We start from the raw sequence: 14,246 nt of genomic DNA on the forward strand, positions 1-14,246 counted from the left end.
CTTGTGCCCATGTCTACGTGGGAAGCCACCGGAGTCGGCTCGCATCCGGGCGAGGATCATCTCGAGGCGATCAGGGTCGTGTTCGGTGAGGTGCCCGGACTGCCGTACCTGCCCGAGCTGCCGGCCAGGGGCGTCGGCGCCGACATGATCGGCAGGACGGCCGGGCTGCTCGTCGAGCTGCCCGTCGAGGTGCAGCCCTCCGGGTGGCGGCTGAGCGATCGGCCGGGGCGCGACCATCAGCGGGCCGTCGATCATCTGCGGCGGGATCTCGACGGGCTGGAGGAGGTCGGCCACGACTACTCCGGGCCGCTCAAGCTGCAGGTCTGCGGACCGTGGACGCTGGCCGGGTCGATCGAGCTCAAACACGGCGACAAGATGCTCTCCGACGCGGGGGCCGTACGCGATCTGACCGAATCGCTGGCGCAGGGGGTCGCCGACCACTGCGCCGACGTGCGGCGGCGGCTGCCCGGGGTGACGGAGATCGTGCTGCAGCTCGACGAGCCGGGGCTGCCCGGGGTGCTGGCGGGGACCGTGCCGACGGCGTCGGGGTTCGGGCGGCTGGCGGCCGTCGAGGAGTGGCGGGTGGAGGAGTCCATGCGCTCCTTCGACGCCCCGATCGTGCACTGCTGCGCGCCGTCCGTGCCCTTCGACGTGCTGCGCAGGGCCGGGGTGCGCGGGGTGTCGGTGGACGCCGCGCTGCTGCGGCGCAGGGACGAGGACTCCGTCGGGGAGGCCGTCGAGGCGGGTCTGCGGATCTTGCTGGGGGTCGTGCCCGGCCGCGACACCCGGCTGCCCGGCGCCGGGGTGGTCGCCAAACCGGCGCTGGAGCTGTGGCGGCGGCTCGGGTTCGCGCCCGACCGGCTGGCCGAGCAGGTCGTGCTGACCCCGGCGTGCGGGCTGGCCGGGGCGTCACCCGCGTACGCCCGCGCGGCCCTGGCGGCCTGCCGGAAGGCGGCCCAGGTGCTCAGGGAGGACCCGGAGGCCGGGTCGCAACGGGCTGAGCGCTGAACGTCAGTGCTCAGCGGTAGCGTTTGCACAGGTTGACGTACGGGTTCGGATTCGGGTTCGGGTTCGGGAGGGGAGCAGACGGTGAGTGAGCCAGGCGCCGAGGTGGCGGGCGTGCCCGTGGCCGCGCTCAAGCGGCATGCCGAGCTGAGCGAGCTGGTCGACGACGCCCGCTGGCGCTACTACGTGCTCGACCAGCCGACGGTCAGCGACGCCCAGTTCGACGGGTGGTTCAAGGAGCTGCTCGCGCTGGAGGAGTCGCATCCGTCGCTCCAGACCCCCGACTCGCCGACGCAGAAGGTCGGCGCCCCCGTGTCGGGCGACTTCGCCAAGGTCCAGCACCTCAACCGGATGGAGAGCCTCGACAACGCCTTCAACGAAGCCGACATGGCCGCCTGGATGCAGCGGGCCGAGCGGCTGGCCGAGGGCGATCCGGGGCCCTACCTCTGCGAGCTCAAGATCGACGGGCTGGCGATCGCGCTGGTCTACCGCGACGGCAAGCTGGAGCGCGGGGCGACCCGCGGCGACGGGCGCACCGGCGACGACGTGACGGCCAACGTCCGCACGATCAAGGGCGTCCCTCACCGGCTCACGGGCGACGACGTCCCCAGCCTGGTCGAGGTGCGCGGCGAGGTCTACATCCCGGTCGAGGACTTCAAGCAGCTCAACGAGCAGCTCGTCGAGCAGGGCAAGCCGCCGTTCGCCAACCCGCGCAACTCCGCGGCCGGCACGCTGCGGCAGAAGGACCCGCGCGTCACGGCCCAGCGGCCGCTGCGGATGCTCGTGCACGGCATCGGCATCTGGGAGGGCTCGGCCGTGCCGCGGGCACAGTCGGACGTGTACGACCGGCTGCGGGAGTTCGGGCTGCCGGTCAGCGATCTCTACCAGGTGGTGCCGGGGCTCACCGAGGTCAACGAGTTCATCGAGCATTACCGCGTGCACCGGCACGATCCCCCGTACGAGATCGACGGGGTGGTCGTGAAGGTCGACGACTTCCGCACGCAGCGGGAGCTGGGCTCCACGTCGCGGGCGCCGCGGTGGGCGATGGCGTACAAATACCCGCCGGAGGAGGTCAACACCAAGCTGCTCGACATCGAGGTCGGCGTCGGCCGGACGGGGCGGGTCACGCCGTACGCGGTGATGGAGCCGGTGACGGTGTCGGGCTCGACCGTCGAGCGGGCCACGCTCCACAACGCCGCCATCGTGGTCAAGAAGGGCGTGCTCATCGGCGACACCGTGGTGCTGCGCAAGGCGGGCGACGTCATCCCCGAGATCGTCGGGCCGGTGACGGCGCTGCGCGACGGGTCGGAGCGCGAGTTCGTCATGCCGACCCACTGCCCGGAGTGCGGCACCGAGCTGGCGTACGAGAAGGAGGGCGACGCCGACCTGCGCTGCCCCAACACCCACGGCTGCCCCGCCCAGATCCGCGAGCGCATCTTCTTCGCGGGCGGGCGGCGCGCGCTCGACATCGACGGGCTCGGCTACGTCGCGGCCACCGCGCTCACCCAGCCGCTGCCGCCCCAGGAGCCCGTGGTGCGCACCGAGGCCGACCTGTTCGACCTGACGCTGGAGCAGCTGCTGCCCATCAAGTCGATCGTCCGCGACCAGAACACCGGTCTGGCCAAGATCGACCCCAAGACCGGGGAGGAGAAGGTCGTCACCTTCTTCTCCAACATCGACGGCGGGGCCAGCCAGAACGCGCTGCAGCTCATCGAGGAGCTGAAGCAGGCCAAGCAGGCGCCGCTCGCCAACGTGCTGGTCGCCCTGTCGATCCGGCACATCGGCCCGCCGACCGCCCGCGCGCTGGCCGACGAGATGCGCTCGATCGAGCGCATCATGAACGCCTCGGAGGAGGAGCTGGCCGCCGTCGAGGGCATCGGGCCCCGGGTGGCGGCCACGATCCGGGAGTGGTTCTCGGTCGACTGGCACCGGGAGATCATCGACCGGTGGCGGGCCGCGGGGGTGCGGATGGAGGACGAGCCCGCGCCGGAGAAGGGGCCGCAGACGCTCGAGGGGCTGACGTTCGTGGTGACGGGGACGCTGGAGGGCTACACCCGCGACTCGGCGGCCGACGCGATCACCAGCCGGGGCGGGAAGGTGTCGGGGTCGGTGTCGAAGAAGACGTCGTTCCTGGTGGTGGGGGAGAACGCGGGGTCGAAGTACGACAAGGCGGTGAGCCTCGGGGTGCCGATCCTGGACGGGGCCGGGTTCGAGATCCTGCTGAAGGACGGCCCGGAAGCGGCCGCGGCCGCGGCGGTGCCCACGGAGGCTTGACACCATCCGGCGGCCGGGCGCTGGTGTGCGGCGCCCGGCCGCTGTGGGGCGCGGCGCTGGGTGGGCGGTGCGGGCTGGTGCTTGGTGGTGGCGCGCGGGGATGGCACGGCAGCGCGCGGGAGTGGGTGGAGCGGCAGGGCGGCGCTGCGTCGCGGGGTGCGGCATTGCGGTGGCCTAGCGCGTCGCATCTTGGCGTGCCGCACCACGAGGTCTTGGGCGCCGCGTCGGCGGGGTGTGGTGCGGTGGAGTTCGGCGCTGATGTGTGGAGCCCGGCCGCTTTGGTGTGCGCTGCCTGGCCGGGCGTGGGATGCGCGTCGGGTGGAGTGGGGCGGGCTGGGCGGCGTGGGGGTGGGGCCGTCGTCGGTGGCGGGGCCGGAGGTCGGTTGTGCGGCGAGGGTAGGCGGCTTGCTACCGAGGGTGGTTTTTGGGTATATGTCGGAAAGGAGAAGTGACGGAACGTACGCGCTTGGTTTCGCGAAGTGGGGTGAAGGTCGTACCCTCCCATAGTGACCTAATGGGGGTTCTGTTACCGATGACTGACCCAACCGACACCCGCGACACCGGACCACGCGTCGGCTCGCCGCTCTGGGCGTTCCTCGCGGGCGTAACCGTGATCGGCTTCACCGCGCTCGTGGTGGCCATGCTGAGGCTGGACGCCGTCGGGCTGGTGGAGCTCGCCCGCACGCCGCTGTTCTGGGCGCTGTCGGTGCTGGTGATCCTGGGCGAGCTGAGGCCCGTGATGGTGTCGTCCGCCGCCTCTGTGGGTGGCACGTACCCCTCCACCATGTTCACCTTCGCCGTGCTCCTGCACTTCGGGCTGCCCGTCGCGGTGCTCATGCAGGCCGTCGCCGTCGCCATGAACGGGGTGGTGACGCGTAAGGCGTGGCATCGGGTCATGTTCAACATCGCGCAGTCGACGCTCGCGCTCACGGCGGCGGCCGTGGTGATGGGGGTGTTCGGGATCGCGCCGAGCCCGGCCGTGCCGTGGGTGCCGGACGGGTCGGACCTGCCGGCGATCGCGCTGGCCGGGGTCGCGTACTTCGCCACCAGGGCGGCTCTCGTGTGCGGCGCGGTCGCGTTGCACGAGCGGCGCTCGATCATGCGGGTGTTCAGGGTCACGGTCGTCCCGCAGAGCCTCGTGTACGTCGGGCTGCTCGGCCTGGCACCCCTGGTCGTCGTGGCCATGGAGCACTCGCCCGGCATGGTGCCCCTTTTCGTCGCCCCGCTGGCCGCCGTCTACTTCACCGCCACGCTCTCGATGCGCCGTGACCATCAGGCCCTGCACGACGAGCTGACCGGCCTGCCCAACCGCAAGATGCTCATCGTCAGCACGGAGGAGGCGCTGGCCGAGGCCCGGCACGACGAGCGGGTGGGCCTGTTCCTCCTCGACCTCGACCGGTTCAAGGAGGTCAACGACACGATGGGGCATCCGGTGGGCGACCGGCTGCTGCAGACGGTGGCGCACCGGCTCACCCATTCCGTACGCCCCGGCGACGTCGTGGCACGGCTGGGCGGTGACGAGTTCGCCGTGCTGCTGCCCTCGATCAGGGACGCCCACGCGGCCAGGGAGGTCGCGGCCCGGCTGCGGGCGGCGCTGACCGAGCCGGTCCGGCTGGAGGGCATGACCTTCGACGTGGACGGTTCCGTCGGGATCGCGCTCTATCCGGACCACGCCCCCGATTTCGAGCTGCTGCTGCAACGGGCCGACGTGGCCATGTACCTGGCGAAGGAGGCGCGGACCGGGGTCGAGCTCTACCAGCCCGACAAGGACCGCAACTCTCCCGAACGCCTCAATCTCCTCGGCGACCTGCGCCGTGCCATCGACAGCCGCGAGCTGCGGCTGCACTTCCAGCCCAAGGTCAGCCTCGGCACCGGCGCCGTCCAGGGCGTCGAGGCGCTGCTGCGGTGGCGTCATCCGGTGCACGGGATGATCCCGCCGTCGGAGTTCGTGCCGCTGGCGGAGCAGTCGTACCTGATGCGGCCCCTCACGGCGTACGTCATCGAGGCGGCGCTGGAACAGGCGGCCCGCTGGTGGCACACGGGGCTGCAAGTGCAGATCTCCGTCAACATCTCGGCCCGCGACCTGCTCGACTCGGCCCTGCCGGAGCAGCTGGAGGTCGGCCTGGCCGCCTCCGGGCTCCCGCCGGGGGCCATCCAGCTGGAGGTGACCGAGCGCATCCTGACGGGTGACCAGGCCTACACCCACGAGACCATCAAGGCGCTGGCCGCGCTGGGCGTGCCGCTGGCGCTCGACGACTTCGGCACGGGTTACTCGTCGCTGATCCGGCTCCAGCGCCTGGCGGTGTCCGAGGTCAAGATCGACGCCTCGTTCGTACGCCGGATCGCCGAGTCGGAGGACGACTACCGGATCGTCCGCTCGATCGTGGACCTGGTCCGCTCGCTCGGCCTGCGCTCGGTCGCGGAGGGTGTGGAGTCGGACGAGGTCGCGATGCGGCTGGACGAGATGGGGTGCGACATGGGGCAGGGGTGGCTGTTCGGGCGGCCCATGGCCGCCGCCGACGCCACGGTCTGGCTCAGGGAGCACACCGGCGCGGGGCCCGGGATCGAGTACGGCTACCAGCCCGAGGTCAGCCGATCGGCCTGATCCGGCGGGCGCTTCCACAGGACTGGCGGGCGCTTCCGCAGGACGCGCCGGAGCAGGTAGGCGGGCAGGAGCAGGGTGGCGAGCGAGAGGGCCGACAGCAGCAGCACGCCGGGCCAGTCGTAGGAGCCAGGACGGAACACCTTGACGTCGTGCCCCGCGTCCAGGGCGGGCACGCGGTCGCCCTCGGACAGGTCGAGGGGCTCGTACCCGTAGATCCAGGCGTCCTGCCGGATCCGTACGGGGGACTCGAAGACGCCCTCCCAGCGGCAGGGGCCGCGGCCAGAGCAGTCCAGGCCCGTCGCCGTGAAGGTGCCCATCGTGCCCTCGCCGTGCGCGGCGCGGTACTCCAGCCGGGCGGCGGACACGGTGGCGACCGCCAGCAGCACTCCGGCGACGAGCACCAGAGGCATCGTCAGCACGATGAGCACCACCAGGCATCCCGCGCCGCAGCCGTTCCGCTCCACAGCCGACCCCCTGTCCCCAAGCGGATAACGAGCGGGAGCAGGGTGAGGTTCGTTTCGGGGCGGTTAATCGGTTCGGGGCTGCCACGTCAAGCCCCCTAGGATGGCATTGTCCAAAGACTCCATCCACGAAACGGGTTACACGACTCATGTCCGCCATAACCCGCGACGAGGTCGCACACCTGGCCCGGTTGTCCAGGCTGGCGCTCACCGACGACGAACTCGACCACTACGCCACCCAGCTCGATGCCATCATCGAAGCGGTTGCGAAGGTCGCCGAGGTCGCCGCCGAGGACGTGCCGCCATCGTCGCACGCGCTTCCGCTGACCAATGTCTTCCGTGCCGACGAGGTACGACAGTGCCTGACGCCCGAGCAGGCGCTCTCCGGCGCGCCCGCCGTCGAGGACGACCGCTTCCGGGTGCCGCGCATCCTCGGGGAGGAGGCATGAGTCTGATCCGCAAGACCGCCGCCGAGCTGGGATCGATGATCGCCGGCGGCGAGGTGTCGGCCGTCGAGGTGGCCGAGGCGCACCTCGACCGCATGGCCGAGGTCGAGCCCAAGGTCCAGGCGTTCCTCCACATCGATCGCGAGACGACGCTGGAGCAGGCGCGGGCCGTCGACGCCAGGCTGAGGGCGGGCGAGAAGCTCGGCCCGCTGGCCGGCGTGCCGATCGCGCACAAGGACATCTTCACCACGCGCGACATGCCGACCACGGCCGCGTCCAAGATCCTCGAGGGCTGGCGCCCGCCGTACGACGCGACCGTCACCGCGCGGCTGCGCGAGGCGGGGCTGGTCTTCCTGGGCAAGACCAACCTCGACGAGTTCGCCATGGGCTCCTCCACGGAAAACTCGGCGTACCAGGTCACCCACAACCCGTGGGACCTGACGAAGGTGCCGGGCGGCTCGTCGGGCGGCTCCAGCGCCGCCGTGGCCGCGTACGAGGCGCCGCTGTCCACGGGCACCGACACGGGCGGCTCCATCCGGCAGCCGGCCTCGGTGACCGGCATCGTGGGCATGAAGCCCACTTATGGTGGCTCGTCCCGTTACGGGCTCATCGCGTTCGCCAGCTCGCTCGACACGCCGGGCCCGTTCGCCCGCAACGTGCTCGACGCGGCGCTGCTGCACGAGGCGTTCTCCGGGCACGACCCGATGGACTCCACCTCGATCGACGCGGCCGTGCCGAGCGTGGTCGAGGCCGCGAAGAACCCCGACATCGCCGGCATGCGGATCGGCGTCGTCAAGGAGTTCGCCGGCGAGGGCTACCAGGCCGGCGTGCTGGCCCGCTACCACGAGGCCGTGCAGCTCCTGGAGTCGCTCGGGGCCAAGGTCGTCGAGGTCTCCTGCCCGTCGTTCACGACCGCGCTGCCCGCCTACTACCTGATCGCGCCGTCGGAGTGCTCGTCCAACCTGGCGCGCTTCGACGCCATGCGCTACGGCCTGCGCGTCGGCGACGACGGCACCCGCAGCGCCGAGGAGGTCATGGCGCTGACCAGGGCCGCCGGGTTCGGCGCCGAGGTCAAGCGGCGCATCATGCTCGGCACGTACGCGCTGTCGAGCGGCTACTACGACGCCTACTACGGCCAGGCGCAGAAGGTGCGCACGGTCATCTCCCGCGAGTTCGAGGCCGCCTACCAGCAGGTCGACGTGCTGGTGTCGCCGACCACGCCGACCACGGCTTTCGGGATCGGCGAGCGCGCCGACGACCCGATCGCGATGTACCTCGCCGACCTGTGCACCATCCCGTCCAACCTGGCGGGCAACGCGGCCATGTCGGTGCCGGTCGGCCTGGCCGACGAGGACAACCTGCCGGTCGGCCTGCAGATCATGGCGCCGGTCCTGGCCGACGACCGCTGCTACCGCGTCGGTGCGGCCGTAGAGAAGGCCCTGGAGAGCCGCTGGGGCGGCCCGCTGCTGAAGGAGGCCCCGTCGCTATGACCATGGTCTATGACGAAGCGCTCGACCGGTTCGAGCCGGTGCTGGGCCTGGAGACGCACGTCGAGCTGGGCACCAGGTCGAAGATGTTCTGCGGCTGCAAGACCGCCTTCGGCGCCCCGCCCAACACGCAGGTCTGCCCGACCTGCCTGGCGCTGCCCGGGTCGCTGCCGGTGGCCAACGCCGCGGCCATCGAGTCGACCATCCGCATCGGCCTGGCGCTGAACTGCTCGATCGCCGAGTGGTGCCGCTTCGCCCGGAAGAACTACTTCTATCCGGACATGCCGAAGAACTACCAGATCTCGCAGTACGACGAGCCGCTCTGTTTCGACGGCTACCTTGACGTCGAGGTCGAGGGGCAGATCGTGCGGATCGGGATCGAGCGGGTGCACCTGGAGGAGGACACCGGCAAGTCCACCCACGTGGGCGGCGCGACCGGGCGCATCCACGGGGCCGACTACTCGATCGTCGACTACAACCGCGCCGGCATCCCGCTGGTCGAGATCGTGACCAAGCCCATCCCGGGCACCGACCGGCTCGCGCCCGAGGTGGCCAAGGCGTACGTCACCGAGCTGCGCGAGATCATGCGCTCCCTCGGCGTCTCCGACGTGCGCATGGAGGAGGGCTCGCTGCGGTGCGACGTCAACGTGTCGCTCATGCCGCGCGGCTCCTCCGAGTGGGGCACCCGTACGGAGACCAAGAACGTCAACTCGCTGCGCAGCGTCGAGCGGTCCGTGCGGAGCGAGATCGAGCGTCAGGCGGCCGTCCTGGCCGACGGCGGGAAGATCATTCAGGAGACCCGGCACTTCCACGAGGACACCGGCACCACCACGTCCGGCAGGTCCAAGGAGGAGGCGCAGGACTACCGCTACTTCCCCGAGCCCGACCTGGTGCCGATCGCGCCCGACACCGCCTGGGTGGCGGAGCTGAAGGCGGCCCTGCCCGAGCTGCCGTCGGTCAGGCGCAAGCGGCTGCAGGCCGAGTGGGGGCTGTCCGACCTCGACATGCAGGCCATGCACAACGCCGATGCGTTCGACCTGGTCGAGGCCACGGTCGCGGCGGGCGCCCCGGCGGCGGACGCGCGCAAGTGGTGGATGGGCGAGCTGGCCAGGCGCGCCAACGAGACCGGCGCCGCGCTGGCCGACCTGCCCATCACCCCGGCGCAGATCGCCAGGGTGACCGAGCTGGTGGCCTCCGGCGCGCTCAACGACAAGCTGGCGCGCGAGGTGCTCGAAGGCGTGCTGGCCGGTGAGGGCACGCCGGACGAGGTCGTCGAGAAGCGCGGCCTGCAGATCGTCAGCGACGAGGGCGAGCTGCTGGCCATCATCGACCAGGTGCTGGCCGCCAACGCCGACGCGGCCGAGAAGGTCAGGTCCGGCAAGATCGCCGCGGCCGGCGCCCTGGTGGGCGGCGTCATGAAGGCGAGCAGGGGCAAGGCCGACGCGGCCCGCGCCCGCCAGCTGATCCTGGAGAAGCTGGGCGTCTCCGAATAGCGCCGGCAGAACGATGAGGGCCTCGCCGTTCCGACGGCGGGGCCCTCGGCCTTGGCGCGGGGTCCTAGGCCCAATTGCCGGGGCCGGCTAGGACCGGCGCTGGAGGCGCCGGGCGGCGGGGCTTCGTAGCGTTCGAGGCATGAAGAGAAAAGCGTTGACGGCGGGCCTGGTGGCGATGGTGTCGCTGGTGGCCTTCGAGTACATGGCGGTCGCGATCGCCATGCCGGTCGTGGCCAAGGAGCTCGGCGGGCTGGAGCTCTACGGTCTGGCGTTCAGCGGGGCGATGGCGGCCAGCGTGGTGGGCACCGTGCTCGGCGGCCGGTGGGCGGACGTACGCGGCCCCCTGGCGCCCCTGTGGACCGGGGTGGCGGGGTTTGTCGGCGGTCTGACGGTGGCGGGGCTGGCGCCGAGCATGGAGGTGCTGATCGCGGGCCGGTTCCTGCAGGGGTTCGGCGGCGCGCTGGTCAGCGTGGCGCTCTATGTCGTGGTGGCCCGGGTCTATCCCGAGGAGCTGCATCCGCGGATCTTCTCCCTCTTCGCGACCGCGTGGGTGGTGCCCTCGATGGCGGGGCCGGCGATCGTGGGGGTGGTGACCGAGACGCTCGGGTGGCGCTGGGTGTTCCTGCTGGTGCCGATGCTGACCGTGGCGGGGGGCCTGGTGCTGCTGCGCGGGCTGGCGGGTCAGCCTTTGGCCGGTGGGCAGAGCGAGTCCGAGCCGGGCCTGCTGGGGAAGATCGGCTGGGCGGTCGTGACGGCCGTGGGCGCCGGGCTCATGCAGTACGGCAGCGACGGGCGGCTCGTGCTGCTGGTCGCGGGCCTGGCGGTGCTGCTCGTGGCGCTGCCCAGGCTGCTTCCCGCCGGTACGCTGCGCGCCGCCCGCGGGCTGCCGTCCGTGGTCGGGCTGCGCGGCCTGGCCTCCGGCGCGTTCTTCGCGGCCGAGGTGATCGTGCCGCTCATGCTGATCCAGGCGCGCGGCCTGTCGACGCTGGCGGCCGGCCTCGTGCTCATGGGAGGCTCTCTGACCTGGTCGTTCGCCTCGTGGCTGCAGGGCCGCGAGATCTTCAGCCAGGTGACGAACCTGCGGCTGGGCTCGGCCATGCTGGCGCTGGGCATCCTGCTCATGGGCACGGTGACGTTCACCGCGGTGCCGGTGGCGCTGGCCTACCCGGCGTGGATCATCACCGGCTTCGGGATCGGCCTGCTCTACCCGACGCTGTCGGTGCTGACGCTGGAGCTGTCGGCGCCCGGCGAGCAGGGCAGGAACAGCTCGGCGCTGCAGGTGGGCGAGTCGGTGTTCTCGGTGGTGGCGGTGGCCGTCACCAGTGCGCTGTTCACGGCGGCCCACTCGGGCTACTGGACGGTGTACGCGGCCACGCTGGTCATGGCGCTGGCCGGGCTGGCGATCGCGCCCCGGTCTTTCGGGCGCCGGGCCGCGAGCGGTTCCGCCGATCCGGTGGCACCGGCGGAACCAGCTCGTGAGCCCGTCAATCGACCGGCGTGACCGTACGCCGCCGGGCCGAGAGCGTCCTGAACACCGGCGCGAGCAGCGCCAGGGCGGCCAGGACCAGCAGCACCACGGCGACCGGGCTGCGCACGAGGACCGTCACGTCGCCCGCCCCGATCGCCAGGGCCCGGCGGAGCTGGATCTCCGCCATCGGGCCCAGGATCATGCCGATCACCGCGGGGGCGACCGGCAGGCCGAAGCGGCGCATGGCGTAGCCCAGGAGACCCAGGACGTACAGGACCACGAGGTCCACGACGGTGCCGTTCAGGGCGTAGACGCCGAGGGCGGCGAACAGGACGATCCCGGCGTACAGGTACGGGCGGGGGATCCGCAGGACGCGGGCCCACAGGGGAGCGAGGGGCAGGTTCAGCACCAGCAGCATCGTGTTGCCGATGAACAGCGACGCGATCATGCCCCACACCAGCGCCGGGTTGTGGTCGAACAGCTGCGGCCCGGGCTGGAGCCCGTACTGCTGGAAGGCGGCCAGCAGGATCGCGGCCGTCGCCGACGTGGGCAGGCCCAGCGTGAGCAGCGGGACCAGGGTGCCCGCCGCGGAGGCGTTGTTGGCGGCCTCGGGCCCGGCCACACCCTCGATGGCCCCCTTGCCGAACTCCTCGCGGGCCTGTCCGCGCGCCAGCCGCTTCTCGGCCGCGTACGACAGGAAGGTGGGGATCTCTGCCCCGCCGCCGGGCAGCGCGCCGAACGGGAAGCCCAGCGCCGTGCCGCGCAGCCACGGGAACCAGGAGCGCCGCCAGTCCGCGCGCCCCATCCACGCCCGTCCGACGGGCACCACCTCGGGCATGTCGTGACGCAGCCGCGAGGCCACGTAGAGGGCCTCGCCGAGCGCGAAGAGCCCGACCGCGACGATCACGACGTCGATGCCGTCGAGCAGCTGCGGGATGCCCATGGTGAGCCGGGCCTGGCCGGTCTGCTGGTCGATGCCGATGAGCCCGATCACCAGCCCGAGGCCCAGGGAGGCCAGGCCGCGCACGACCGAGCGGGACAGCACCGACGACACGGCGGTGAAGGCCAGGATCGCCAGCGCGAAGTAGTCCTCGGGGCCGAACGAGATCGCGAAGCTCACCACGGCGGGCGCGGCCACGACCAGCAGCGCCGTGGCGATCGTCCCGGCCACGAACGAGCCGATGGCCGCCGTGGCCAGCGCCTGCGCCGCCCGGCCGCGCCGGGCCATCTTGTTGCCCTCCAGCGCCGTGATCATCGACGAGGACTCGCCGGGCGTGTTGAGCAGGATGGAGGTGGTCGAACCGCCGTACATGCCGCCGTAGTAGATGCCCGCGAACATGATGAACGCGCTGGCCGGCGGCACCGTGAACGTGATCGGCAGGAGCAGCGCCACGGTCATCGCGGGCCCGATGCCGGGCAGCACGCCGACCAGGGTGCCGAGCGTGACGCCGACGAGCGCGTACAGGAGGTTGACGGGGGTGAGCGCGGCGGCGAAGCCGTCGAGCAGGAGCTGGAGCGACTCCACCTAGATCACCCCCGCCAGCAGCCCGCCCGGCAGCGACACGCCGAGGCCCTTGACGAACAGCAGGTACGTGACGAGCCCGACGACCACCGAGATCACGGCCGTGCGCGCCTTGTGCTCGGCCCCGAGCGCCAGCGACAGCCCGAAGAACAGCAGGCTCGCGCCGATGATCCAGCCGAGCACGTTGAGGAGCGCCGTGAACGCCAGGAAGATCCCGCTGACCAGCCCGACGCTGCGCCAGTCCGTGGGCGCCTCCACGTCCACGTCCTCGCTCTCCTCAGGGTCACCGTGGCCGCCGCGGATGACGTCGGCCACGTAGAACAGGCCGATGAGCACCATGGCGCCGCCCACCAGCATGGGGAAGAAACGGGGCCCGATGCCGAGCTGGGAGGCCGCCGCGGAGACGTCCAGCGTCCCGATCACGACGAGCACGCCCAGGCCCAGCACCACGACCGCCAGCCCGAGCTCGGGCCGCCACCAGCGAGTCATCAGGAAACGAGCCCCATCTCGGCGATGATGCCCTTGACCCGGGTCTGCTCGGAGCTCAGGAAGTCGGTGAACTGCTGCCCGGTCTGGAACGAGTCGATCCAGCCGTTCTTGCTCACCGCGTCCTTCCACGGCTGCGAGTCGTGCATCTTGGTGACCAGGTCGGTCAGCGCCTTCTTGTCGGCGTCGGACAGGCCGCCGGGGGCGACGAAGCCGCGCCAGTTGGCCAGCGAGACGTCCAGGCCGCCCTCCTTCAGCGTGGGCGCGTCCAGGCCGGGGATCCGCTCGGCGGAGGTCACGCCGAGGGCGCGCAGCTTGCCGGACTTCACGTGCTCCGCGAACTCGGCCACGCCCGAGATGCCCGCGCTGACCTTGTTGCCGAGCAGCTCGTTGAGCGCCTCGCCGCCGCCGGAGTGGGCGATGTAGTTGACCTGCTTGGGGTCCACGCCCGCGGCCTTGGCCATCAGGCCCGCCACGATGTGGTCGGTGCCGCCGGCGGAGCCGCCCGAGATCGACACCTTCTTCGGGTCGGCCTTCCAGGCCGCCACCATGTCGGCGAGCGACTTGTACGGGGACTCGGCCGGGACGACGACGATCTCGTACTCCTCGGTCAGCTTGGCGATCGGAGTGGTCTCGGCCAGGGTGACCTTGGACTTGTTCTGCTCGATGGCGCCGACCATGACCAGGCCCATGGTCATCAGCAGGTTGCCGTTGCCCTTCTCGCCCGCGAGCTGCGCCAGGCCGATCGTGCCGCCCGCGCCGGGCACGTTGTACACCTCGACCTTGCGCTTGGAGTCGGCGGCCTTGATCGCCTGCTCCGCGATGCGGGAGGTCTGGTCCCAGCCGCCGCCGGGGGAGGCCGGAGCCATGATCCGCAGGGAGCCGCTGGCGGACGTGCCGGTGCCTGACTGGCCGCAGCCGGTCAGCGCGGCGAGGGAGAATGCCGCGAGGGCGGCGAATACGCGCAAGCGCATGATCACTCCAGGGGGTGTTTCACGG

General features: G+C 71.5%; 11 protein-coding genes. 7 read left to right on the forward strand and 4 right to left on the reverse strand.

Features of this window, described 5'->3' with window-relative positions:
- The first annotated feature begins 9 nt into the window (after positions 1-9).
- From ACWDX9_RS03845 to ACWDX9_RS03855, 3 genes are all read left to right on the forward strand, one after another.
- Complete coding sequence (locus ACWDX9_RS03845; RefSeq protein ID WP_449948682.1) at positions 10-1,008, forward strand: methionine synthase; 999 nt, start codon at positions 10-12, stop codon at positions 1,006-1,008.
- 81 nt (positions 1,009-1,089) lie between these two features.
- Complete coding sequence (gene ligA / locus ACWDX9_RS03850; RefSeq protein WP_449948685.1) at positions 1,090-3,279, forward strand: NAD-dependent DNA ligase LigA; 2,190 nt, start codon at positions 1,090-1,092, stop codon at positions 3,277-3,279.
- A gap of 532 nt (positions 3,280-3,811) precedes the next feature.
- Positions 3,812-5,884, forward strand: coding sequence for a putative bifunctional diguanylate cyclase/phosphodiesterase (locus ACWDX9_RS03855; RefSeq protein ID WP_364264461.1), 2,073 nt, complete (start codon positions 3,812-3,814; stop codon positions 5,882-5,884).
- On the opposite strand, the gene ACWDX9_RS03860 is transcribed toward ACWDX9_RS03855, so the two are convergent.
- Entirely contained in the window at positions 5,854-6,348 is a 495-nt protein-coding gene (locus ACWDX9_RS03860) for a hypothetical protein (protein ID WP_449948689.1), read from the reverse strand. The genes ACWDX9_RS03855 and ACWDX9_RS03860 overlap by 31 nt on opposite strands.
- A 146-nt stretch (positions 6,349-6,494) precedes the next feature.
- Between ACWDX9_RS03860 and gatC the strand changes: the two genes are divergently transcribed.
- From gatC to ACWDX9_RS03880, 4 genes are all read left to right on the forward strand, one after another.
- Positions 6,495-6,794: an Asp-tRNA(Asn)/Glu-tRNA(Gln) amidotransferase subunit GatC gene (gatC, locus tag ACWDX9_RS03865; RefSeq protein ID WP_185068184.1), complete on the forward strand. Its 300-nt coding sequence runs from the start codon at positions 6,495-6,497 to the stop codon at positions 6,792-6,794.
- On the forward strand, positions 6,791-8,281 hold the full coding sequence (gene gatA, locus ACWDX9_RS03870) for an Asp-tRNA(Asn)/Glu-tRNA(Gln) amidotransferase subunit GatA (RefSeq protein WP_449948692.1): 1,491 nt from the start codon (positions 6,791-6,793) through the stop codon (positions 8,279-8,281). The genes gatC and gatA overlap by 4 nt, the downstream gene beginning before the upstream one ends.
- Before the next feature lie 2 nt (positions 8,282-8,283).
- Positions 8,284-9,771 carry an Asp-tRNA(Asn)/Glu-tRNA(Gln) amidotransferase subunit GatB gene (gene gatB / locus ACWDX9_RS03875; RefSeq protein ID WP_350729807.1) on the forward strand — a complete coding sequence of 496 codons (1,488 nt, stop codon included), beginning with the start codon at positions 8,284-8,286 and terminating at the stop codon, positions 9,769-9,771.
- Positions 9,772-9,910: 139 nt separating this feature from the next.
- Entirely contained in the window at positions 9,911-11,272 is a 1,362-nt protein-coding gene (locus ACWDX9_RS03880) for an MFS transporter (protein ID WP_449948695.1), read from the forward strand.
- Here the strand turns inward: ACWDX9_RS03880 and ACWDX9_RS03885 are convergent.
- From ACWDX9_RS03885 to ACWDX9_RS03895, 3 genes are read right to left on the reverse strand one after another with little or no spacing between them, the layout of a single operon-like run.
- On the reverse strand, positions 11,256-12,764 hold the full coding sequence (locus ACWDX9_RS03885; protein ID WP_449948698.1) for a tripartite tricarboxylate transporter permease: 1,509 nt from the start codon (positions 12,762-12,764) through the stop codon (positions 11,256-11,258). The genes ACWDX9_RS03880 and ACWDX9_RS03885 overlap by 17 nt on opposite strands.
- Positions 12,765-13,250 (reverse strand): tripartite tricarboxylate transporter TctB family protein, encoded by a 486-nt coding sequence (locus tag ACWDX9_RS03890; protein WP_449948701.1) that lies wholly within the window; start codon positions 13,248-13,250, stop codon positions 12,765-12,767.
- Positions 13,250-14,221 (reverse strand): tripartite tricarboxylate transporter substrate binding protein, encoded by a 972-nt coding sequence (locus ACWDX9_RS03895; RefSeq protein WP_449948703.1) that lies wholly within the window; start codon positions 14,219-14,221, stop codon positions 13,250-13,252. The genes ACWDX9_RS03890 and ACWDX9_RS03895 overlap by 1 nt, the downstream gene beginning before the upstream one ends.
- Between the last annotated feature and the right edge of the window lie 25 nt (positions 14,222-14,246).

Source organism: Nonomuraea sp. NPDC003201, from assembly GCF_053590415.1.